Annotated in this window: 21 protein-coding genes and 1 tRNA gene; 3 read left to right on the top strand and 19 right to left on the bottom strand. The window is 56.2% G+C overall.

Features of this window, described 5'->3' with window-relative positions; all coding sequences use genetic code 11:
• The first annotated feature begins 3 nt into the window (after positions 1–3).
• Complete coding sequence (locus U5L73_RS12030; RefSeq protein WP_322562582.1) at positions 4–567, top strand: hypothetical protein; 564 nt, start codon at positions 4–6, stop codon at positions 565–567.
• A 117-nt stretch (positions 568–684) separates the two neighbouring features.
• Positions 685–1,254: a thymidine kinase gene (locus U5L73_RS12035; RefSeq protein WP_322562583.1), complete on the top strand. Its 570-nt coding sequence runs from the start codon at positions 685–687 to the stop codon at positions 1,252–1,254.
• A 104-nt stretch (positions 1,255–1,358) separates the two neighbouring features.
• Here the strand turns inward: U5L73_RS12035 and U5L73_RS12040 are convergent.
• The 17 genes from U5L73_RS12040 to U5L73_RS12120 form a co-directional block, all read right to left on the bottom strand.
• Positions 1,359–1,435: transfer RNA gene (locus U5L73_RS12040), tRNA-Pro, on the bottom strand.
• Between the two features lie 36 nt (positions 1,436–1,471).
• Positions 1,472–1,924: a MerR family transcriptional regulator gene (locus tag U5L73_RS12045; protein WP_322562584.1), complete on the bottom strand. Its 453-nt coding sequence runs from the start codon at positions 1,922–1,924 to the stop codon at positions 1,472–1,474.
• 109 nt (positions 1,925–2,033) lie between these two features.
• Positions 2,034–2,363, bottom strand: a complete 330-nt coding sequence (locus U5L73_RS12050) for an integration host factor subunit alpha (protein ID WP_322562585.1) — start codon at positions 2,361–2,363, stop codon at positions 2,034–2,036.
• Positions 2,364–2,389: 26 nt separating this feature from the next.
• On the bottom strand, positions 2,390–4,825 hold the full coding sequence (gene pheT, locus U5L73_RS12055; RefSeq protein WP_322562586.1) for a phenylalanine--tRNA ligase subunit beta: 2,436 nt from the start codon (positions 4,823–4,825) through the stop codon (positions 2,390–2,392).
• Between the two features lie 33 nt (positions 4,826–4,858).
• Entirely contained in the window at positions 4,859–5,929 is a 1,071-nt protein-coding gene (pheS, locus tag U5L73_RS12060; RefSeq protein ID WP_322562587.1) for a phenylalanine--tRNA ligase subunit alpha, read from the bottom strand.
• Between the two features lie 113 nt (positions 5,930–6,042).
• Positions 6,043–6,402, bottom strand: a complete 360-nt coding sequence (gene rplT, locus U5L73_RS12065) for a 50S ribosomal protein L20 (RefSeq protein ID WP_313873189.1) — start codon at positions 6,400–6,402, stop codon at positions 6,043–6,045.
• Positions 6,403–6,427: 25 nt separating this feature from the next.
• Positions 6,428–6,631, bottom strand: a complete 204-nt coding sequence (rpmI, locus tag U5L73_RS12070; protein WP_094481090.1) for a 50S ribosomal protein L35 — start codon at positions 6,629–6,631, stop codon at positions 6,428–6,430.
• Between the two features lie 160 nt (positions 6,632–6,791).
• Positions 6,792–7,379, bottom strand: a complete 588-nt coding sequence (infC, locus tag U5L73_RS12075; RefSeq protein WP_322563505.1) for a translation initiation factor IF-3 — start codon at positions 7,377–7,379, stop codon at positions 6,792–6,794.
• 89 nt (positions 7,380–7,468) lie between these two features.
• Positions 7,469–9,379, bottom strand: a complete 1,911-nt coding sequence (thrS, locus tag U5L73_RS12080; RefSeq protein WP_322562588.1) for a threonine--tRNA ligase — start codon at positions 9,377–9,379, stop codon at positions 7,469–7,471.
• A 255-nt stretch (positions 9,380–9,634) separates the two neighbouring features.
• Positions 9,635–10,966 carry an isocitrate lyase gene (gene aceA, locus U5L73_RS12085; RefSeq protein ID WP_313873191.1) on the bottom strand — a complete coding sequence of 444 codons (1,332 nt, stop codon included), beginning with the start codon at positions 10,964–10,966 and terminating at the stop codon, positions 9,635–9,637.
• A gap of 268 nt (positions 10,967–11,234) precedes the next feature.
• The gene (gene glnT / locus U5L73_RS12090) at positions 11,235–12,563 is read right to left on the bottom strand and encodes a type III glutamate--ammonia ligase (protein ID WP_322562589.1); all 1,329 of its coding nucleotides are present in this window, start codon (positions 12,561–12,563) and stop codon (positions 11,235–11,237) included.
• A 67-nt stretch (positions 12,564–12,630) separates the two neighbouring features.
• Positions 12,631–13,497, bottom strand: a complete 867-nt coding sequence (locus U5L73_RS12095) for an ABC transporter permease (protein WP_322562590.1) — start codon at positions 13,495–13,497, stop codon at positions 12,631–12,633.
• An 8-nt stretch (positions 13,498–13,505) separates the two neighbouring features.
• Complete coding sequence (locus U5L73_RS12100; protein ID WP_322562591.1) at positions 13,506–14,423, bottom strand: ABC transporter permease; 918 nt, start codon at positions 14,421–14,423, stop codon at positions 13,506–13,508.
• Between the two features lie 8 nt (positions 14,424–14,431).
• Positions 14,432–15,532: an ABC transporter ATP-binding protein gene (locus tag U5L73_RS12105; protein ID WP_322562592.1), complete on the bottom strand. Its 1,101-nt coding sequence runs from the start codon at positions 15,530–15,532 to the stop codon at positions 14,432–14,434.
• A gap of 89 nt (positions 15,533–15,621) precedes the next feature.
• Positions 15,622–16,782, bottom strand: a complete 1,161-nt coding sequence (locus U5L73_RS12110; RefSeq protein ID WP_322562593.1) for an extracellular solute-binding protein — start codon at positions 16,780–16,782, stop codon at positions 15,622–15,624.
• A gap of 92 nt (positions 16,783–16,874) precedes the next feature.
• Positions 16,875–18,269, bottom strand: coding sequence for an aspartate aminotransferase family protein (locus U5L73_RS12115; protein WP_322562594.1), 1,395 nt, complete (start codon positions 18,267–18,269; stop codon positions 16,875–16,877).
• Positions 18,270–18,299: 30 nt separating this feature from the next.
• Positions 18,300–19,667, bottom strand: coding sequence for a glutamine synthetase family protein (locus U5L73_RS12120; RefSeq protein WP_313873198.1), 1,368 nt, complete (start codon positions 19,665–19,667; stop codon positions 18,300–18,302).
• Between the two features lie 141 nt (positions 19,668–19,808).
• Here U5L73_RS12120 and U5L73_RS12125 point away from each other — a divergent pair, with 141 nt between their 5' ends.
• Positions 19,809–21,272: a PLP-dependent aminotransferase family protein gene (locus tag U5L73_RS12125; RefSeq protein ID WP_322562595.1), complete on the top strand. Its 1,464-nt coding sequence runs from the start codon at positions 19,809–19,811 to the stop codon at positions 21,270–21,272.
• Here U5L73_RS12125 and U5L73_RS12130 read toward each other — a convergent pair.
• A complete protein-coding gene (locus tag U5L73_RS12130; protein WP_322562596.1) occupies positions 21,259–22,560 on the bottom strand; it encodes an FAD-binding oxidoreductase in 1,302 nt (433 codons plus the stop codon). The genes U5L73_RS12125 and U5L73_RS12130 overlap by 14 nt on opposite strands.
• A gap of 13 nt (positions 22,561–22,573) precedes the next feature.
• Positions 22,574–23,494 carry an agmatinase gene (gene speB / locus U5L73_RS12135; protein ID WP_322562597.1) on the bottom strand — a complete coding sequence of 307 codons (921 nt, stop codon included), beginning with the start codon at positions 23,492–23,494 and terminating at the stop codon, positions 22,574–22,576.
• Positions 23,495–23,596: the final 102 nt, after the last annotated feature.

Genomic DNA, 23,596 nt, shown 5'->3' on the forward strand with positions numbered 1-23,596 from the left:
CCTGTGCGCGCACAGATCGCCCATGCGCTCCTGGAACTCGTCGTGCAAGTGCCCGAAAGCTCCGAGAAGGCAGCTAACGACGTAGCACTGCGTGTGCACGCCATTTCGCGCAAGGCCGCACGACAGGCCAGCATGGTGGCAGCGGGCCTGTCACTACCGCCGGGCTGGATGGGGTGGCTGACCGTGCTACCGGAGATGATCAGTGTTTGGAAGATCCAAGCCCAGATGGTTTCGGATATTGCAGCCCTGCACGGCCAGCAGAGCCGATTGGGCAAAGAACAAATGCTGTATTGCTTGTTCAAACATGTATCGGCACAGTTGTTCCGCGACTTTGCCGTGCGTGCGGGTGAGCGTGTGGTCGTGCGTTCTAGCACGATGAAAGCACTGGAAGCGCTGGCGCTGCAAATCAGCGGCAAGCTCTTGGGCACTGCGCTGCGCAAAGGCGCCTCGCGCTGGGTTCCACTGGTAGGTGCCGTTGGCGTGGGGGCATATGCGTACTACGACACCTTGCAGGTGGCAAAAAATGCGCAGTATCTCTTTCAGACCCAGAGGCCAACTGGCGGGTAGATTTATATCAAATCTGCCCTGAGCCCACGATTTAACTGCGCATATCGCTATTTATTTGATAGCAAATCAAATCCGGTCACAATAGCCCCCTTTTAGCCCGCCCCCGCACTCGCTCTCATGGCCAAACTTTTCTTCCGCTACTCGGCCATGAACGCCGGCAAATCCACCTCCTTGTTACAGATTGCGTACAACTACGAAGAGCAAGGCCAGCAAGTAGCCTTGTTCACCGCACAGATTGACGACCGTTGCGGCGTTGGAAGCATTGCATCGCGTCTCGGTATTCAACGGGCTGCAGAAACCTTTGATGAACATACCGATTTTGAAACTCTGCTGACGCAGCGCCTCGGTTTGGCCTGTGTGCTGATTGACGAGTCTCAGTTTCTACAACCGGATCAGGTACGCCAACTGCACCGGGTTGCCCACATAGCCAATATCCCGACGATTTGTTTTGGCCTGCGTTCAGACTTTCAGGGCAAGCCATTCCCCGGCGCGGCGCACCTGCTCACGTTGGCGGATGATATCGAAGAGATCAAGACCATCTGTGCATGCGGCCGCAAAGCCACCATGAATGTGCGTGTGGACGATAACGGCCAGAGAGTTCGTGAGGGCGAGCAGGTCGTGATCGGCGGAAACGACCGCTACCACCAAGCGTGCGCGCGTTGCTTCTACGAGGGTGCTGCCATCTGACACACCAAACGGCTTTGGGCCTTCGTAATACGGGGCTCCTGCAAAACCAGACAGGCAAGAAAAAAGCCGCTAAACATTACTGCTTAACGGCCTTGTCTTATTTTTGGTCGGTGTGAAAGGATTCGAACCTTCGACCCCTTGCACCCCATGCAAGTGCGCTACCAGGCTGCGCCACACACCGATCGAGCCTCAAATTATAGCGTGTGTTTCAACAGCTTCAGGCTTCGATCACCAGAAGTTCACGAATATCTAGCAATTCCTTTTTCACCTGCTGCCATTCCATAGAGACCTCTGCCACCACCGGAACGTCTTCGGTAGATTCCTCCAAGTCGTCCAACTCCGTGTCGTCAAGTTCAAGAACCTCGACGCCATCGAGCATGACTTCGCCATGACGCTTTTTGTCTCGTTCGGTTTGCAGGATTTCCTGCATCTTGTTTCTTGCACCGCTGATGGTGAAACCCTGGTCGTACAACAAATCGCGAATACGGCGAATCATCAAGACCTCATGATGCTGGTAGTACCGGCGATTGCCGCGCCGCTTCATCGGGCGCAACTGCGTGAATTCCTGCTCCCAATAACGTAGCACGTGAGGTTTGACACCGCACAGATCGCCGACTTCACCGATCGTGAAATAGCGCTTTGCGGGGATGGGTGGGAGCGTTTTCTCCATTGAAATCAAGGCTGTACGAGACAAAGCGTAGAGGTTACTCTAAGTTTTACCTGTCTGCAAAGTTTCGTTGGAGATGTAGCGAGAAATAAACCTGACGCCAAGTCACTGCTTAAGAACCGGCCTTACCTTCGTCTTGAATTTGCTCTTTGAGCTTATGGCTGGCGTGAAAAGTGACCACGCGTCGCGCCTGAATGGGAATCGCCTCGCCGGTCCGTGGATTGCGACCTGGCCGGGGCGCTTTGGTACGGATCTGAAAATTGCCAAAGCCGGAAATCTTGACATCAGTACCTTCGACAAGACTGCTGGCAATCAAGTCAAAAAAAGCATCAATCATGTCTTTGGACTCACGCTTGTTCAGTCCGATCTGCTCAAAAAGCAGATCGGAAAGTTGAGCCTTGGTCAGCGCCGGGGTTTCCAGACTTTCTACAGAAAATTCCATCACTGTACCGTTCTGTTTTACAAAGATCAGGCGCGCTGGCGGGCACCTACCGAGGTGACCAATTGCTCAACCACCGCCTTCATGGCGGATTCGATCTGGTCTTCGGTGAGGGTGGACTCGTCGCTGCTCAATGTCACGCGTAGTGCCAAGCTGCGATCGGTGCTTCCGGCAATGACTTCGGCATCCTTGGCCAGCTTGGGGCGGTACACGTCGAACAACTGAACATCGCGCAACAAGCCTTGGGTCGGTGCACTTTTGACAGCGGCGATCAGTTCCGCGTGGGTCACCTGATCTGCCACCACCACGGCGATATCACGCTGAACCGCCTGGAACTTGGCAACGCTCTGGAAAGCGGGCACCTGACGCGCCAACACAGCATCCAACTCCAACTCAAACACTACCGGGGCTGCGGCCAACTCATACGATTGACGCCACTTGGGGTGCAATTCCCCCACAAAGCCGATCGAACGCCCTTGGATCTTGACCTCCGCGGTACGACCGGGATGCAATGCGGGATGCGTTGCAGGCACGAACTCGGCTTGGAGCGGCGCGAGCAAGGCCTCTACATCGCCCTTCACATCGAAGAAATCAACGGCTTGCTCTTTACGTCCCCACTGCAAGGTGTCTGCCCCACCGCTGGCCAAGCCGGAAACCCGCATGGGCTGGTCGAAGCCTTCTACCGTCGTATCCGAGCTCTTCACTGCGGCGTCACGCAGAAATACGCGACCAATTTCAAACACCCGCACACGCGGCGCTTTGCGGGCGAGGTTGAACCTCAGCACCTGCAATAAGGAGCCGATAAGGCTACTGCGCATCACACTCATTTGGCTGGCGATCGGGTTCAGCAACTTGATCGGATGGGGGTTACCCGCCAGTTCGTTTTCCCAGCGCTCTTCCACGAAACTGAAGTTGATAGTTTCCTGGTAGCCCAAAGCGGCCAGCGAGCGGCGCACTGCGAACGCGCTACGCTGGTCTTCCTGTCGGATCTTGGCCGTGATGGGCGCTTGGGGTGGTGTGTGTGGCAGGTTGTTGTAGCCCACCATGCGCGCAACCTCTTCAATTAGGTCTTCTTCAATTTGCAAATCGAAGCGGAATGACGGGGGTGTCACCGTGATCAACCCGGGCTCCTCTTGCACCGGCAAACCGAGGCGGCGCAGCGCATCCGCACATTGCGCTTGGGTCAGCGGCATGCCGATCACCTTAACCGCGCGTGCAACGCGCAAGGTCACCGGAGATGCAGCGGGCAACTGTGCCACTAGATCGTCCACCGCACCGCATTGAGTTTCTGGCGTGCCACAAATCTCGATGATGAGCTGGGTGATGCGCTCAATATGCTCCACGGTCCACTGAGGATCTACACCGCGCTCAAACCGGTGGCCAGCATCGGTCGAAAAATTGAAACGGCGTGAACGCCCGGCGATAGACTTGGGCCACCAGAAAGCTGCTTCGAGGTAGATGTGACGGGTGTCGTCCGACACGGCGGTTGCGTCCCCACCCATGATGCCAGCCAGCGATTCGACTTGCTGGTCGTCCGCAATCACGCCCACCTTTTCATCGAGGGTTACCGTATTGCCATTGAGGAGTTTGAGCTGCTCACCACGCTTGGCCCAGCGGACGTCGAGACCGCCGTGGATTTTGTCGAGGTCAAAAATGTGGCTGGGGCGGCCGAGTTCGAACATGACGTAGTTCGAAATATCGACCAAAGGACTGACACTGCGTTGGCCACAGCGAGCCAAACGGTCCACCATCCATTGCGGTGTACTGGCCTTGGTTTTGACGTTGCGGATCACCCGGCCGGAAAAACGCCCACACAGATCAGGTGCGCTGATCTTGACAGCCACTTTGTCTTGGATCGCGACAGGTGCTTGCGGGAACTCTGGCGCCAGCAAGGGGGCACCGGTCAATGCAGACACCTCACGCGCAACCCCGTACACGCTCAGGCAGTGCGCAAGGTTGGGCGTCAGTTTCAAGGTGAACAAGGTGTCATCCAAGTCCAGATATTCGCGAATGTTTTTGCCCAGCGGAGCATCCAATGGCAGCTCCATCAGGCCACCATGGTCTTCAGACAGTTTGAGCTCGCGTGCAGAGCACAACATCCCTTGGCTTTCCACCCCGCGCAGCTTGCCGACCTTGATCAGGAATGGCTTTCCATCCTCGCCCGGGGGCAGCTCTGCACCCACCATGGCACATGGAATACGGATACCAACGCGTGCATTGGGTGCACCACAAACAATATTCAGCAGCTCGGACTGACCTACATCGACCTTGCAAACGCGCAAGCGGTCGGCATTAGGGTGTTGCTCGGCTTCCTTGATTTCACCCACAACGATATGGATAAAGGGAGGTGCAACTGGCTTGAGCTCCTCAACCTCGAGCCCTGCCATGGTCAGAGTTTCGGCAAGTTGGGCGGTAGAAATGGCGGGGTTGCAGAAAGTGCGCAACCAAGATTCTGAGAATTGCATGTTCGGGACCGGCGTGTGTGTTGTTCTTGTGGATTACTGGAATTGCGACAGGAAACGGACGTCACCGTCAAAGAACAGGCGCAGGTCGTTCACGCCATAGCGCAACATCGTCAATCGATCGGGCCCCATGCCAAAGGCAAAGCCGATAAATTTTTCAGGGTCCAAGCCCATATTACGGATCACATTGGGGTGCACTTGGCCGGAGCCTGCCACTTCCAGCCAGCGACCAGCGAGCGGGCCGGTTTGGAACTGGATGTCGATTTCTGCGCTGGGCTCGGTGAAAGGGAAGAAGCTGGGGCGGAATCGCAACACCAGATCGTCCGATTCAAAGAAGGTACGGCAAAAGTCGGTAAAGACGAACTTCAGGTCTTTGAAACTCACATTTTCACCCACCCACAGGCCTTCGCACTGGTGGAACATAGGCGAATGGGTCGCATCGCTGTCCACACGGTAGGTGCGGCCTGGAGCGATAACACGGATTTCGGGCATATCACCGGAGTAGAGGCCTTCCGCTGAAGCGCCAGCGGCCGCGCGGTGGGCTTTGACGTGCTGCACCGCGTAGCGGATTTGCATGGGGCTGGTATGGGTGCGGAGCAGGTTCGGCGCTGCCTCGGAGCCACCTTCTACATAGAAGGTGTCGTGCATCGAGCGAGCCGGATGGTCTTCGGGCGTATTGAGGGCGGTGAAGTTGAACCAGTCGGATTCAATTTCAGGGCCTTGTGCCACATCAAATCCCATCGATCCAAAGATGGATTCTATCCGCTCTAGTGTCAGGGACACCGGGTGCAAACCGCCTTGCCCGCGCTGACGACCTGGCAATGTAACGTCCAGCGCTTCCGCTTGGAGCTGGGTCTGCAACTCGGCGTCGGCCAGTGCTTGGCGACGTTCTGTGAGCGCGCTCTCGATGGCTTGCTTGGCCAAGTTGATAGCGGCACCGCGGGATTTTTTCTCCTCCACGCTGAGGGCGGCCATGCCCTTCATCAGCTCGGTGATCTTGCCGGATTTTCCCAAAAACAGGGCTTTAGCATTTTCCAGATCAGCCGGCGTGAAAGCTTGCAGGAATACAGCTTTAGCGGTGTCAACGATGTCGTTCAACTCGGTCATAAATAGGTACTTGACGATTCAGATCAATGAAAAAGGGCTAGTGCTTTTTCAAGCGCTAGCCCTTGTTTCTGGTGCGCGAAGTGCTACTGAATCAATAGCACTCTGCTGCGGACTCAAGCAGCCAGTTTGGCTTTCACTTGTTCCACGATGCCAGCAAAAGCAGCCATGTCATGGATTGCGATATCGGACAGAACCTTACGGTCGATCTCGATACTGGCTTTCTTCAGACCATTGGCAAACTGGCTGTATGTCATGCCACATTGACGGGCTGCAGCGTTGATACGCGCAATCCACAACTGACGGAACACACGTTTCTTGGTACGGCGGTCGCGGTAGGCATATTGCCCGGCCTTCATTACCGCTTGTTTAGCGATACGGTAGACATTACCGCGGCGACCGCGGAAACCCTTAGCAAGGGCCAGAACTTTTTTATGGCGGGCGCGAGCCGTTACACCACGTTTGACGCGAGGCATGTGATTACTCCTTGTACGTCGTTAATTAAATACCACGACCGGGCAGCATCTGTGCCATGTGACCCATATTGGTCTCATGAACTCCAGTGGAGCCGCGCAAGTGGCGTTTATTTTTAGTGGTCTTCTTGGTCAAGATGTGACGTTTGAAGGCTTGACCGCGTTTCACGGTACCACCTGGACGGACGCGGAAGCGTTTCTTCGCCGCGCTCTTGGTCTTCATTTTGGGCATATTCATGCTCCTTTTCATTTGTGCTCGTGAGGCGTCTGAGAAACTTTCCCAGCCTTGTTGGCCCCGAGCCACTTGTGCGAGGCTATTTCAGACCTCGCTTTGCAAGGCCGCTTACGCAACCTTGCTCATCACAAACAGGTGACCAGACCTGTCTGCAAATTTAACTTGCTGCTTCTGCAGCAGGCTTTGGTGGACCACCCGGCTTTTTACGACCCGGTGCGATCATCATGATCATCTGGCGGCCTTCGAGCTTCGGAAACTGCTCAACGAGGATGGTGTCACCCAACTCATCACGCATCCGCTGCAACATCGCCAAACCGATTTCCTGATGGGTGATTTCCCGACCGCGGAAACGCAAAGTGATCTTGCACTTGTCGCCATCCGCCAAGAAGCGCTTGATGTTGCGCATCTTGATGTTGTAGTCGCCGTCATCGGTGCCCGGGCGGAACTTGATTTCCTTGATTTCAATGACCGTCTGCTTAGCCTTCGCTTCCGCTGCCTTCTTTTGCTCTTGGTACTTGAACTTGCCATAGTCCATCAACCGGCACACAGGCGGGTTGGCAGTGGCAGCAATTTCAACCAAGTCAACGTCGAGGTCGCCCGCCATGCGGAGCGCCTCCATCAGGCTGACGACACCCAAAGGCTCGTTCTCAGGCCCGGAGAGGCGAACCTCGGGGGCCATGATTTCACGGTTCAAACGGTGTTTACGTTCTTCGCGCTGGCGGCGGTCACGAAATTCAGTAGCGATGGCTCAATCCTTCACAATATCTGCTACACAAACTGTAGCGGTTGCCGCACAACACGCACCAACAAACCATTGAATCCTTGGAGATATCTTCAGGAAGTTTTGTTGGCAATGTCTGAGGTGATACGTTCAATGAACGACTCCAGAGACATTGCACCGAGGTCTTGACCACCCCGGGCACGCACTGCGACAGCTCCTGCCGCCATCTCTTTGTCACCAATGACAATCAGGTACGGCAGCTTCTGCATCGAATGCTCGCGTATTTTATAGGTTATTTTCTCGTTGCGCAGATCTAAATGGACCCTAAGCCCTTGATCCTGCAGCGTTTTCGCTACGTTCCGGGCATATTCAGCCTGTGCATCGGTGATATTGAGCACGGCGATTTGCACTGGCGCCAACCAAGCAGGCAAAGCTCCCGCGCTTTCTTCGATCAAGATCCCGATGAACCGCTCAAGGCTTCCGACGATCGCGCGGTGCAGCATCACCGGGCGATGGCGGCTGCCGTCTTCCCCGACAAATTCGGCATCCAAGCGCTCCGGGAGGTTGGGATCCACCTGGATAGTGCCGCACTGCCACGGCCGACCCAACGCGTCTTTCAGCGTGTACTCAATTTTGGGGCCGTAAAAAGCGCCCTCGCCCGGCAAATACTCAAAGCCGCAGCCAGAGGCGCGCAAGCCCTCTGCCAAAGCATTTTCCGCACGATCCCAGCTCTCCTCGGTCCCGATCCGCTTCTCGGGGCGAGTCGACAATTTGTAAATGATGTTGGTAAAACCGAAGTCTTTGTAAACTTTTTGCAGCAGCGTGGTGAAAGTTTTCACCTCCTCCTGTATCTGGGCTTCCGTACAAAAAATATGTCCATCATCTTGGGTGAATGCGCGGACACGCATGATCCCGTGCAAGCCACCTGATGGCTCGTTACGGTGACACTGACCGAACTCACCAAAGCGTAGTGGCAAGTCGCGATAGCTCTTGATGCCCTGCTTGTAGATCAAAATGTGACCGGGGCAGTTCATCGGCTTCAGCGCGTAGTCGCGCTTTTCACTCTCTGTCGTGAACATGTTCTCGCGGTACTTATCCCAGTGGCCTGTCTTCTCCCACAAGCTTTTGTCAATGATCTGAGGCCCCTTGACCTCTTGGTAGCCATTGTCCTGGTACACCTTGCGCATGTACTGCTCAACACCCTGCCATAGCGTCCAGCCCTTGGGGTGCCAAAACACGGTGCCGGGCGAGTGCTCGTCGATATGGAACAAGTCGAGCTCGCGGCCGAGCTTGCGGTGGTCGCGCTTCTCGGCCTCTTCCAGCATGGTCAAGTACTGCTGCAACTCGTCTTTGGTGGCCCACGCGGTACCGTAAATCCGCTGCAACATTTCATTTTTGTGATCACCGCGCCAGTAGGCGCCTGCCACCTTCATCAGTTTGAAGTGCTTGAGCTTGCCGGTGCTGGGCACGTGGGGGCCACGGCACAGGTCCTCGAACTTGCCTTCGCGGTAAAGCGAAACATCTTCATTTGCAGGAATACTGGCAATGATCTCCGCTTTGTACTGCTCACCCAGGCTCTTGAAGTACTCCACCGCCTCATCACGCGGCAACACACGGCGAAGCACAGGCTCATCTTTGCCGGCCAGCTCAGTCATCTTCTTTTCGATGGCGACCAAATCTTCGGGGGTGAAGGGGCGCTTATACGAGAAGTCGTAAAAGAATCCGTGCTCAATCACAGGGCCGATCGTCACTTGCGCATCAGGAAACAACTCCTTGACGGCATAAGCCAACAAGTGGGCTGTGGAATGTCGAATGACTTCCAGCCCATCTGCATCTTTGGCCGTGATGATGGACAACGCACTGTCCGCTGACATCTGAAAACTGGTGTCGACCACCTTGCCGTCCACTTTGCCCGCCAGCGCAGCCTTAGCCAATCCGGCACCAATAGAGGCCGCGACTTCAGCGACAGTTACCGGGCCGGGGAATTCACGTTTGGAGCCGTCAGGAAGTGTGATGTTGATCATGGTGGTATCTAAAAAGAGGATTCAGAAAAACAAAAAGCGCGGAATGGTCCGCGCTTTACTATGAATTTGGTAGCTGATTGCGCACAAGGCGCGCGGACTACGGCCTTATTGCACAGTGAATGTTGCCGGAGTAGTTCGCGGTGTCATAACCAAACTGCCTTTCTCGCTCTTATACAAAGTTGAGCGGCTATTTTACTCAATAAAAAAGGCCAGGCGCCTTGTGAGCTGCCCGGCCTTCGCTCCACAGCGGGTTGCTTAGTGGAACTGCTCTTCTTCAGTGGAACCAGTCAGTGCCTTCACGGAGGAGGAACCGCCCTGGATCACGGTGGTGACGTCGTCAAAGTAGCCAACACCCACTTCTTGCTGGTGAGACACGAAGGTGTAACCCTTTTCACGTGCGGCGAATTCAGGCTCTTGCACCATTTCGGTGTAGTGCTTCATGCCTTCGCCCTGGGCGTAAGCGTGAGCGAACTGGAAGGTGTTGAACCAGTTGATGTGGATGCCAGCCAAGGTGATGAACTGGTACTTGTAACCCAGCGCAGACAGGTCTTCCTGGAAGGAAGCGATCTGGCTGTCGCTGAGGTTCTTCTTCCAGTTGAAAGAAGGCGAGCAGTTGTAAGAGAGCAACTTGCCGGGGCACGCAGCATGAACCGCTTGGGCAAATTCACGGGCAAAGCCGATGTCTGGCACGCCGGTTTCGCACCACACGAGATCCGCGTACGGTGCGTAGGCGACGCCACGGCTGATGGACTGCTCCAAGCCGTTTTTGACACGGTAAAAACCTTCTTGCGTACGTTCGCCGGTAATGAACGGCTTGTCGTTTTCGTCGTAATCGCTCGTGATCAGGTTGGCTGCTTCAGCGTCCGTACGAGCCAGAATGATGGTGGGCACGCCCATGGTGTCTGCTGCAAAACGCGCTGCGATCAGCTTCTCGATGGCTTCGCGGGTAGGCACTAGAACCTTGCCCCCCATGTGACCGCACTTCTTCACAGCTGCCAATTGATCTTCGAAGTGCACACCGGCTGCACCCGATGCAATCATGTTCTTCATCAGCTCAAAAGCGTTCAACACGCCGCCAAAGCCTGCTTCAGCATCCGCCACGATTGGCAAGAAGAAATCGATGAACTCTTTGTCGCCGGGGTTGATACCGCGACCCCATTGGATTTCGTCAGCGCGCTTGAAGGTGTTGTTGATGCGACGCACCATGGTCGGCACCGAGTCGTAGGCATACAAGGACTGGTCGGGGTACATCGTCTCGGATGTGTTGCCGTCAGCAGCCACTTGCCAACCAGACAGGTACACGGCTTCCAAGCCGGCCTTGGCCTGCTGCATGGCCTGGCCTGCAGAGATGGCACCAAAAGCATTCACGTAGCCCTTCTTGGCGCCACCGTTGACTTTTTCCCACAATTTCTCGGCACCGCGCTGGGCCAAGGTGTATTCAGGCTGCACGCTGCCACGCAAGCGAACCACGTCTGCAGCGGAGTAACCGCGCTTGACTCCCTTCCAGCGGGGATTGGTCGCCCAGTCTTTTTCCAGGGCTGCGATTTGTTGTTCGCGGCTCAATTGTTCTTTGATGGATTGCGGCATGTGAACACTCCTAGGTTGATTGAATGATTCGGCAGCCATGTCGCTGTCGATGAGTGAATTCTAAGTCTTATATAAGACAGAAGTCCAATCTTATGTCTTATATAAGACATAAATTTTCTCAATAAAAATCAATGACTTAGCAGGCACTTACTGCAATATGAAATGACTTCATGCAATCTGAAAATCAAACACGTCGAATCAAGCAGGAGACTTCCACAATGCGACATTGAAATGTAAGTCGCAAAAAATCGAAAAACACTACACGCCGTTAATACGCATCAGCGTAGCGATTTAACTCCCAATCACTGACAGCTTGATGAAACTCGCTCCACTCCTGTCGCTTGACGGCAAGAAACTGCTCGACGAACTCATGACCCAATGCCTCAGCCAAAACGGTGTCATTCGCCAAGCAGTCAAGTGCATCAATCAAGGTACGAGGAAGAGCTGGCGGTAAAGCGGCACCGCTGGCCGCCACCGCATAAAGATCCGCATCGCAAGGCTCCGGAGGCACTAAAGCCTTGTCGATACCGTCTAGACCTGCCAATAAAGTGGCAGCTATCGCTGCATACACATTGCAAGACGGGTCAGGCAGCCGCCACTCCAGGCGCCCCGCCACTGTGCGCACCAGGCAGGTACGGTTGTTGTTGCCATACGACTTCCACACAGGCGACCAAGTCGTCCCCGAAGCACTGGCACTACTCGCCAAACGCTTGTAACTATTGACCGTAGGAGCGCAAATCGCCGAAAGCGCATCCGCATGCGCCAGTAAACCAGCTGCAAACTGGTGCCCCAAAGGGCTCAGTCCCAAAACGTCCTGCTCACTACTGAACACCGCCTCCCCCTGGGCATTAGTAATGCTCACATGAAAATGCAATCCACTACCGGGTGCATGGGCCAGTGGCTTGGGCATGCCGCTAAACACCATTCCATGCCGCTCGGCCACCGCATGGGCCGCCATCTTGAACAGCATGAATCGATCTGCGGCGGCAAGTGCGTCGTCAAATCGGTAGTTCACCTCGTATTGCCCCGTCGCATCCTCATGGTCGATTTGCTGGATCTCAAAACCCAAACTCACCAAAGTCTGGCGCATGTCATCCAAATAGGCCGCGTTGCGGTGTATCGACTTCAGGTCGTAAGACGGTTTGGACAACTGGTCGCCGTCATCGGCAATCACCCAACGGCCATTTCGCTTATTCAGCAAAAAGAACTCAGGCTCTATGCCTACCCACATGGTCCAACCGCGCGAGCGCAGCCAATCAACGGCTTTCAGGAGCAACTGCCGCGAGCACGTTTCCAGCGGAACGCCACCGGCATAGCCATCACAGACCGCGTGCGCCACCCCGGGCATGAAAGGCAAAGGGCGAATGGTTTCCGGAATGATGCGCCCGTAGTACTCGCTACGCGGACCAAAACGAGGCAAACCCGTACCCCAGATGCTAGGGCCGGCGAAGCCAGCGCCGACCTCCACCCACTCCTTTAAGTTCGCCAAAGGGACTAACTTGCCCTTTGCAACACCGTGGATGTCAGTGAATTGCGGCAGGAGCGAATGGATGCCTTGCGCGCGCAACGCCTCAATCAGCGCCGGGTAATCATGCATAAAAACCCTTATGGCGCTCAGCCATCAAGCGGAGCGCGCTACAAAATAAATAGCAAATCAACAACCTTTAAGCGGTCGGAGACTGCAGTACACCTGTCACTATCCTTGAGGCTGCAGCAATCTCACGCTCACGTTTACGCGTCTGGCGTGCCACCCAGATGCTGTAGCACACAATCACAGTAGTTACCGTGACGATCAGCAAAGTGGCGGCTGCATAGATCGTCGGGTTGATACCGCGGCGGGCATAGCCAAAGATGACCTGAGGCAAGGTATTCACCCCCGGACCCGACAGGAACTCTGAGATCACCACATCGTCAAACGACAAAGTAAAGCTCAACAAAAAGGCCGCCAAAATGCCTTGTGCGATGTTGGGGAGTGTGACCAGAAAGAACACCTCATGAGGTCGTGCACCCAGGTCCATGGCGGCCTCTTCGAGGGAACGGTTCACCTCCAGCAGGCGGGACTGAATCACCACCATGCCATAGGCCATTCCCAACAGGGTGTGGCCCAAAATAATGGTGAACATGCCGCGTTCGGGCCAACCGAACACATTCTGGGCGCCGACCATCAACAACAAAAGCGACAAACCGATCACCACCTCTGGCATCACCAAAGGTGCGTTGACCATGCCGGAAAAGGCGGTACGGCCGAGAAAGCGGCGGTAACGCACCAGTACAAATGCGGCAAAAGTGCCCAATACAGCGGACAGCACGCCTGTGACCAGTGCCACTTGTATGGACAACCAAAACCCTTCCACAATTTTGGTATCCCGCGTCAGGGCTTCGTACCAGCGAAGGGAGAATCCGGTGAAGTTGGCATCCTGACGGGTGCTGTTAAACGAGAACACCACCATAAACAACAGTGGCATGTAGAGGAACAGATACACCAAAGCCAACCAGGCTTTGCCGAAATGTTTTTCTATCCAGGCTTTCATGGCGATCCTTAATGCTTGGGCTCAGCGGCTTCGCCGGTGTAGCGGTAGTACAGGGCCAAAGGCACCACAATCAGGCCAATCATCACAACGGCCAAGGCGCTGGCACGGGGCCAGTTGTTGCTGGTGAACATCTCATCCCAGACCACCCGGCCAATCATGATGTTCTCTGGCCCGCCCAAGAGCGAGGGAATTACAAATTCACCGACCGAAGGGATGAACACCAACATGAAACCGGCCACGATGCCCGCTTTGGACAATGGCACTGTCACCAACCAAAAGGCTTTGAACGGCGAGGTTCCCAAGTCGTAGGCCGCCTCTAGAAGACGGAAATCCATCTTCACCAAGTTGGCGTAAAGCGGCAAGATCATGAACGGCAGGTAGACATAGGTCATACCGACCAACATCGACACATTGGTATAGAGCATCTGAATCGGCTCCGACGTCAGCCCCACCGCCATCAGCAGTTGGTTGATAACCCCCTGATCCGCCAAGATCCCTTTCCATGCATAGACCCGCAGCAGAAAGGAAGTCCAAAACGGCAACATCACCATCATCAACAGCGCGGGCCGCACACTCGGCTTGGCACGGGCGATGAAATACGCAAACGGGTAGCCAATCAACAGACACAGCACCGCCGTGCACAGCGCATACCAAATGGAGCGCAGATAGGCCTCAATGTAGAGCGTCTGGAAAAGCGCCCCCCCCTCTCCGGTGCGGAAGATGGACCAGTAATTCTCGTACTTCAACTTCAACAGACCCGTTCCCGAATCCCAGATCGGCTTGAACGGGTTGATGTCATTGCCCATGTCTACAAAGCTGATGTAGACCAGAATCAGAAAAGGCAACAAGAAGAAAATCAGCAACCAACTGAATGGCACACCGATCACAAATCGGCGCCCGGGGGAAGGCAGAGAGTTCGTGGACATAAGCGACCTCAATCCCGCAACACGATGCCGGAACGATCACCCCACCAGAAAAACACATCGTCCTCCCAAGTGATATCGCTCAGATCTTGGCGCGAGGTGTTGGCCTCGGTGATCTTGACCCGGGTTCCGTCAGTCGCGACCACGATGAAGGTGTTGTACGAGCCGAAATAAGCGATCTCTTTCACCTTCCCGGTGAACACGTTTACATTGACAGGCGGGCGCGTCTTGCTGATTTCGATTTTTTCAGGCCGCACAGCGATGCCCACCGGCATGTTGAGCGTGCCACTCACGCCATGGCCGACTTGTATCTCGCCGATACCGGTGACTGCGGCACAGCGGTCGACTTCGTCTACGCTAAGGCGACCTTCAAACACATTCACATTGCCAATAAAACCCGCCACAAAGCGGTTGGCAGGATGTTCATAGACCTCTTCAGGCGACCCCACTTGCAAGACACGGCCTTTGCTCATGACTGCTATCCGGCCTGCCATGGTCATGGCTTCCTCTTGATCGTGGGTCACCATGACACACGTCACGCCGACTTTTTCAATAATGTTGACCAACTCGAATTGGGTTTGCTCGCGCAGCTTTTTGTCGAGGGCACCCAAGGGTTCATCCAACAACAAAAGCTTGGGCCGCTTGGCCAAACTGCGTGCCAGTGCCACCCGCTGCTGCTGCCCGCCGGACAGTTGGTGGGGCTTGCGCTTGGCATAGGCGCCCAGCTGAACCAAATCCAGCATCTCGCCCACACGCTGCTTGATTTCATCTTTGGGCAGGCCTTCCCGCTTCAAACCGAAAGCGACGTTCTCCCAGATATCCAGATGGGGAAACAATGCGTAGCTCTGAAACATCATGTTGATCGGCCGGTCGTAGGGTGCCAACTTGGCCACATCTTGCCCGCCAAGCAGAATACGTCCCGAAGTAGGCGACTCAAAACCAGCCAACATGCGCAGCAAGGTCGATTTGCCGCAGCCCGAGCTCCCCAAAAGAGCGAAGATTTCACCCTGGGCGATAGATAGCGAGACCTCGTCGACTGCAACAGCTTCGTCGAAGCGCTTTACCAGTTTCTCGGTGACGAGATATCCCACTTTGTCGGGTTGCACTGCCATGTTATAGACCTTTGAAGATGTCTTTAGATGCAAAAAGGGCTGTTCATACCGGGGGTACAAACAGCCCTGAAGTACGTTAAGAACGGGGCTTACTTACCTTTTTTAAACGCGTTGTAGGCGTTAGCCATCGATTCACGCGCTTCGTTGGTAAAGCTGCTCGGTGGAATCATCTTTGCGAAGTAGTCTGCGTCTACAAAGATGCTCTTATTCGCGGTCATCTCCGGGTTGATTTTCTCCACCGAAGCTTTGTTGCCAGTGTTGTAGTTCATCTCGTTGGTCATGGATGCACCGCTCTCAGCGCGGAGGTAGAAGTCAATGAACGCGTGGGCATTGTTGGGGTGCTTGGCGTCTTTGGTCAGCCCCATTGCATCAATGAAGATCAATGCGCCTGTGCTGGGCAACATTGCTTCGATCACGTCTTTGGAGCCGTTCTCCTTGGCGCGGACCGCTGCAATATTGATATCGCCAGCCCAGCCGATGGATGCACAAGCCTTGCCGCCCGCGAGATCATCAATCATGGTGGAGCTGAACAAACGCACGTCTTTACGGACTTTCGCCAGCATGGCTCCCGCTTCCTTGTAGTCATCGGCGCTGTTGGAATACGCGTCTTTGCCAATGTAGTGCAAGGCGACCGGCAGAATTTCAGTGGGCGAATCAAGGTAGGCAATACCGCAAGACTTCAGCTTGGCAGTGTATTTAGGGTTGAATACCAGATCCCACGCGTTTTCGGGCATGGGCATGCCGCCCAAGGCTTTTTCGACTTTGGTCTTGTTAATACCCACGGTGGTAAAGCTCCAAGCCCAAGGTACGAGGTGCTTGTTATCCGGATCTGCCTTGGTCATGGTGGCCATTAGGGCTGGGTCCAGATTGGCCAAGTTTTTAATTTTCGACTTATCCAAAGGCTGCAACAAGCCACCTTCAATTTGTGGCTTGGCGAAAACAGTGCCTGGCACTACCAAGTCATAACCTGTGTTTCCTGCAACCAATTTGGCATGCAGCGCTTCGTTGGTCTCAAAGGTATCGTAGTTGACCTTGATACCGGTTTCTTTCTCGAAAGCGGCGATCATTCCTTCGGGAATGTAGTCCGGCCAGTTGTAAATATTCAGTACCTTTTCTTCGGTGTTCACCGCCTCAGCCGGGGCACTCGCCACTGGCGCGGGTGTTACGGCAGCAGCGGGTGCTTCCTCTTTTTTGCCACATGCGGCCAAAACCAGCGCAGAGAGCGCAAACGTGCAAAGGTACTTATTCATGGTGAGCTGATTCCCGTAGAAATGAAGGTGTTGAACTACGAACGACTAGCCTGACTCAAGCAATATTCAGACCAAAAAAGATTATAGAAGTGCTATGCCAGCCCTTTGGCCCTCAGCTCCGCGTGGGTAAGGCCCAATGCCAAATAAATCAAGCGCATCATTTCGTCGATGTCAGCGCGGGACATGGTCAGCGGCGGGGCAATGATCATCCGGTCACCAACTGCACGCATCACCAATCCACTGCGGAAACAGTGGGCCCGGCACACCATGCCCACCGCATCTTGCTCAGCAAACCGGGTAGCCGCGCGCTTGTCTTTGATCAGCACCATGCCAGCTACGAATCCACAGGTTTCGGCAGCGGTGACCAAGGGATGCTCGTTCAGCTCTGCAAAACGCTGGGCAAAGTACGCCCCAATATCACCGTGCACCCTTTGCGGGAGCTGCTCACTCTCCATCAAGGCGACATTGGCCAGCCCGACCGCACATGCCACGGGGTGACCGCTATAGGTGTAACCATGGTTGAACTCGCCACCCTGTTCAATCAGAACCTTGGCGACACGGTTGCCCACCATCACGCCGCCCAAGGGGATGTACCCGCTGGTGATGGCTTTCGCAAAAGTCACCAAGTCGGGCTTGTAACCGAATTTCTCGTACCCGAACCAGTGACCCAAACGGCCGAACGCACAAATCACTTCGTCACTGACCAGCAAGATGCCGTATTTATCCACAATCCGCTGGATCTCGGGCCAATAGCTGTCTGGCGGAATAATCACCCCACCCGCGCCCTGCACAGGTTCTGCAATGAATGCCGCGACCTTGTCGGGGCCCACGGACAAAATTTTTTCCTCTAGCCATCCCGCTGCCCGCACCCCGAACTCCTCGGCCGACTCGCCGGGCAAGCCGTTCTCGAAGAAATAAGGCTGCCCGATATGGGTGATGTTGGGAATCGGCAAGTCACCCTGCGCGTGCATGCCGCTCATGCCCCCCAGGGAGGCGCCCGCCATCGTGCTGCCGTGGTAGGCATTGAGACGGCTGATGATGACCTTGCGCTGGGGCTGCCCCAGCAAATCCCAATAGCGACGCACCATGCGCACGTTCGAATCGTTGCTTTCACTGCCGCTTGATGAGTAAAAGACATGCTGAAAACTTCGGTCGCTCACATCTGGCGCCAAGGATGCCAATTTGGCGGCCAATTGCACGGCAGGCACATTGGTCGTCTGGAAAAAGCTGTTGTAGTAGGGCAGCGTCATCATTTGTTGATGGGCTGCATCTGCCAGCTCGCGGCGCCCGTAGCCGGCATTCACGCACCACAAACCACTCATGCCGTCCAAGATGCGGTGACCTTCGGAGTCCCACACATAAATGCCATCCGCATGGCTGATGACCCGGGCACCGCGGCCCTGCAGGTCTTTAAAGTCGGTAAACGGATGCAAAAAGTGCGCGCTGTCGAGCGCCTGAATATGTGCGGTATCGATGGATGCGTTCATGGCGATTCAAATCAAAGGTGGGTATAGGCGTTATACGTGCAGCAACAAGTGCTCACGCTCCCAAGGCGAAATCACTTTCATGAACTCGTCGAACTCCAGCTCCTTGATCTCTGAATAGACAGTGACGAACTCTTTGCCCAAGACTTCATGCAAATCGGTCTCTTTGCGCAACCAATCCAGCGCCTCCCCAAGGCTCCGTGGCAAGGCATACGGGGACAAATAAGCATCCCCCCTCATCTCCGGCTTAGGTTTGATTTTATTTTTGAGGCCGAGATAGCCACACGCCAAGGTCATGGCCATCGCCACATAGGGGTTGGCATCGGCGCCAATGACCCGGTTTTCTACCCGGCGGGCTGCAGGCGAGGAGATGGGCGAACGGATACCGACGGTACGGTTGTCATAGCCCCACTCGATATTGATAGGTGCCGCCGTGTTGCGAGACAGGCGCCGGTAGCTGTTTACATAGGGTGCCACCAACACCATGGCGGCCGGAATGTAGCGCTGCAATCCACCGATGTAGTGCATAAAAGCTTCGGACGGTGTGCCATCCTCATTGCTGAACACGTTCTTACCCGACTCCACATCCACCAAGCTTTGGTGCACGTGCATGGCACTGCCGGGTTCGCCTGCAATCGGCTTGGCCATGAAGGTGGCATACATGTCATGGCGCAGTGCAGCTTCTCGCACCGTGCGCTTGAAGAAAAACACCTCATCCGCCAAGCCCAGCGGCTTGTTGTGGAAGAAGTTGATCTCCATCTGCCCTGCCCCGACCTCGTGGATCAACGTATCCACGTTGAGCTCCATCTTGTCGGAGTAGTCGTAGATTTCCTCAAACAAGGGGTCAAACTCGTTCACCGCATCGATGCTGTAAGCCTGGCGGGAGGTCTCTGCCCGACCGCTGCGGCCCACCGGTGCACGCAACAGGGTGTTGGGGTCGGTGTTACGGGCGGTGAGGTAAAACTCTAACTCGGGAGCCACAATCGGCTGAAGCCCCTCCGCTGCATACAGGTCAAGGACCCGGCGCAAGACGCTGCGCGGTGCAAAAGGCACCAGCTTGCCCTCGTGATCAAAGCAGTCGTGAATCACCTGCGCCGTGGGGTCCGTAGCCCACGGAACGATACGCACCGAGGAGGGATCGGGCCTCAACTGCATGTCTTTGTCAGTAGGGTCAATGACGTCGTAATACGGGCCACTTTCAGGAAACTCCCCTGTCACCCCCATCGCCACAATCGCTTGCGGAAGCCGCATGCCACGGTCTTCGGTGAACTTGGCGCGTGGCAAGATTTTTCCGCGAGCGACTCCGGTCAAGTCAGGCACCAAACACTCTACCTCCGTGACCCGGCGCTCGTTGAGCCATTGCTCCAGATCGTTGAAATTCATGTTTTTGTTTTCCGTCATGTTCTATCTCCTTGGGGTGCTGCACCACCATCATGCCTGTAGTGCGGCTCTGTAGATCAAACCATTCTGGTGCAAAATTGGTTGCAAACCGGAGCCATTTAAAAGGCCTCCATGGTGCCACTTTAACCCCCTTGCATGCCCATGCTGTCAGAACTCATCCTCAGTGAAATGCACCAGCTCAGCAGCAAAGGGCAGATGCCACTGCACCGCCAACTATATGAAGCCCTGCGCCGGGCAGTGCTGCAAGGCAAGCTCCATGCTGGAGACAAGCTCCCCTCCAGCCGCGAACTCACCCAGGATCTGAATTTGTCGCGCAACACGGTGGTGGCCGCTATCAACCAGCTAGTCACCGAGGGCTACCTCGTCAGCCGGGTAGGCAGTGGCACCTATGTCAACGATCAATCACGCCCGGTGACGCGCCTCCAGCCAGCGCGGGAAGACAAGGGTTCCGGGCTCTCGAGCCGGGGAATTGCTGCCTCCACCCAGTTCACCTCCGCCCAACTTGAAGTGCAGCCGTTTACCCCGGGTGTCGCCGACTTCAGCGCTTTTCCGGTGGCCCTATGGCAACGCCTGCAAAACAAGCATTGGCGTATGACTTACCCCGAAATGCTGGACTACTCGTACGGCGGTGGCCACACCCCTCTGAGGCGTGCAGTGGCCGACTACCTCCGGGTATCGCGCAGCGTGCCGGTCGATATGGATCAAGTGCTGATCACCAACGGAACCCAACAGTCCTTCGATTTGTGTGCCCACATGCTTGCGGACCACGGGCAATGCGTATGGATGGAAGATCCCGCCTATTGGGGCGCCGTCAAGTCGTTTACCGCAGCCGGCTTACAGCTCCACCCTGTTTCCGTCGATCCACACGGGATGGCGCCCGGCCTTCTAGACGACCAGCACCCGCCTCGGCTGATTTACACCACGCCCTCGCACCAGTACCCGACCGGTGCTGTCATGTCGCTGGCCCGCCGGCAACAACTGCTGGCTTTGGGCCGGCAACACAACGCTTGGATTCTGGAGGACGACTACGACAGCGAGTTCCGTTTCAGCGGCCCTCCCCTCTCGTCCTTGGCCGGGCTCGATCACAGTGGCCGGGTGATGTACCTCGGCTCCTTTTCCAAAGTGCTCTATCCAGGCCTCAAGCTGGGGTATTTGGTCGTCCCCAAAACAGTGGCCGCTGCTTTCAAGCAAGCCCACTACGACCTCAACCGGCCGGGGCAGCTCCCCCTACAGGCGGCGCTCGCGGAATTCATTGAGTTGGGCCATTTTGCAGCGGCTTTGCGCAAAGCGCGGCAAAGCTATGCGCAGCGCCGGAAATGCCTGCTGGACGCGCTCCAGCCCATATTGGGCCCTAGCGCCAGCATCAGTGGCGCTGAGCAAGGCCTGCACCTGTGTCTGCAACTTCCCACGGTGTTGGACGACGAAGCATTGGCCCGCCGGATCGGACAAGCCGGCATGGTGGTTCGCCCCCTGTCCGCCTACTGCCTCGCACGGCGCGACGCCAAAGGCCTCGTAATTGGCTATGGATACGCGACCTTGCAGGACATTGCACAGTGGGGCCCGCAGCTCGCCCGCTTGGTCGCTGGCGCACTCAAAGATCTTTGAGCTGGTGATACGCCATGCCCAGCACCAGACTGGGAGTGCGCAACCAGCGCCCACCGGGAAAGCTGCGATGCTTGATGCGCGCAAACACATCAAACCGCTCTGCCTGACCTGCAATCGCTTGCGCGACCAAACGACCGGCCAAGCCCGTTAGAGCAACTCCGTGCCCGCTGAAGCCCTGCAGGTAATACACATTGCCGTCGATACGGCCGAAATCAGGTGCCCGGTTCATGCTGATATCCACAAAGCCGCCCCATACGAACTCTAGGCGCACCTTGGCGAGTTGCGGGAACACCCGGGTCATTCGCTGCTGCATGGTGGCCGCCAGATTCCACGGCGTGGCCGTGGAGTAGCTCACCCCGCCACCGAACAGGAGCCGGTGATCCGCACTTCGGCGGAAATAGTCCACTGCAAAATTGTTGTCGCACACCGCCGCGTTGGCGGGCAGCAAGCTGCTGACTAGTGTCTCTGGCAGTGGCTCGGTGCCCAGCATATAAGTGCCCACCGGCATGATGCGGCTGCGAATCTCTGGCGCGACCCAGGGGCCGAACTCCGGCAGGGTGCAATTGCCGGCAAGGACAGCAAAGTCGGCTTGCACCTCACCGGCGGCTGTTTTGGCCATCACCTTCGCCCCCCGCTCCATCGCAATCACTGGCGAGTACTCAAACACCTGCACCCCTGCCGCTAGCGCTGCACGCATCAGACCCAGGCCGTACTTCAAGGGGTGCAAATGCCCGGAGACGGGCTCCCAAGTGGCGGCGACATAGCGCTCGCTCTGAATCTGCTCCTGCAGGGTAGCTCCTTGCAGCCAGCGAGTGCGGAACCCGTAGTTACGCTCCAGCGCTGCGGCATCGGCTTTCAGCGCACGCGCTTTGCGAGGACGGTCAGCCACCGTCAGGTACCCGGTGGCCAGATCACACGCAATCTGGTGCTCTGCCACGCGTTCTTTGAGCAATGCCACGGCTTCCAAAGACATGTCCCACACGCTCCGCGCGAGTGCTTTGCCCCCCTGCTGCTCCAGCGGCTCCTGCCCACTGGCCACGCCCACGATAAATTGCCCCCCATTGCGCCCCGACGCCCCGCTGACGACCCGATCCGCCTCCAGCAGCACGACCGAATAGCCCGCTACGCGCAAATCCAGCGCACAGCACAAACCGGCAAAGCCACCACCCACCACCACCACATCCGCCCGGTGCGCGCCTTGCAGCACCGCAGAGGCCGGGGGACGGGCCACACTCGCCTCGTAATAGCTGTTGCGATGAAGCTGGGTGTCGGACTTCAGCAAAGACATGGCTATTTGCGTGTTACTTGGACAATTTGGCGGCCTGCCCGCTCAGGTAAGTCCAGACAAACGTTGCAGCGGCATTGCTGGTGAGTTCGGCATGGTCATACGCGGGGGCGACCTCGACACAGTCCATCCCGATGAACGACAGCGGCGCCAATTCCTCCAACAAGGTCAGCACTTGAGAGCTGCTCATTCCACCCGGCTCGGGGGTCCCGGTACCGGGAGCAAATGCAGGATCCAGGCAATCGATATCCAGCGTCAAATACACCGGCGTATCGCCAATACGCTCCCGGATGGCCGCGACCACACCTGCCAGTCCATCGCCATCGCGCCCCCGCAGATCGCGGGCAGTAAAGATCAGTCCACCCTGGTCCCGCACGTATTCCCGGGCGTCCCGGGTGCCACTGGATCGCAGTCCGATTTGGATGGTCTTTTCAGGCTGGACCAGCCCTTCTTGCAGGGCTTCGTAGGTCCAGGTGCCATGGCCTGAGGGCTCCCCGAATGGATCCTCCCAGGTGTCACAGTGCGCATCAAAATGGATCAGCGCCACCGCACCATGGCGGCGCTTGATCGCACGCAGCAACGGCAAGGTGACGGAATGGTCGCCCCCGAGAAACACACAGTGATGTTGGGCAAGCAAGGCGTCTGCTTGCGCCTCAATCGCCGCACGAACATTCACCAAGGGCGATGCATTCGGCAACGCAAACTCGCCCGCGTCACCCAGAACATCAGTCGGGCTCACACCAAAAAGCGGATGCAGCTCATCACACATCATCAGCGATGCGCGCCGGATCTCCTGGGGGCCAAAACGCGCGCCGGGGCGGTTGGTAACAGCGCCGTCAAACGGGATGCCCGCAAGAGCAAACGGCTGATGTTGAAGCGGCTCGCAAGCCAAAAATCGATTGCTGTTGCTAGCGTAAGCGAAGGTACCTGCACCCATGAAGCATCCTTTGGTCAACACGTGGATTGATTGGAACGGGTGTGACCTTACCTGAGCGATATCGCTTGCATGGAGCCACTTGGCGCTAGTGACTTGGTGTAG

Origin of the sequence: Rhodoferax sp., from assembly GCF_034520025.1 — a bacterium.
Taxonomy (GTDB): Bacteria; Pseudomonadota; Gammaproteobacteria; order Burkholderiales; family Burkholderiaceae_C; genus Allorhodoferax.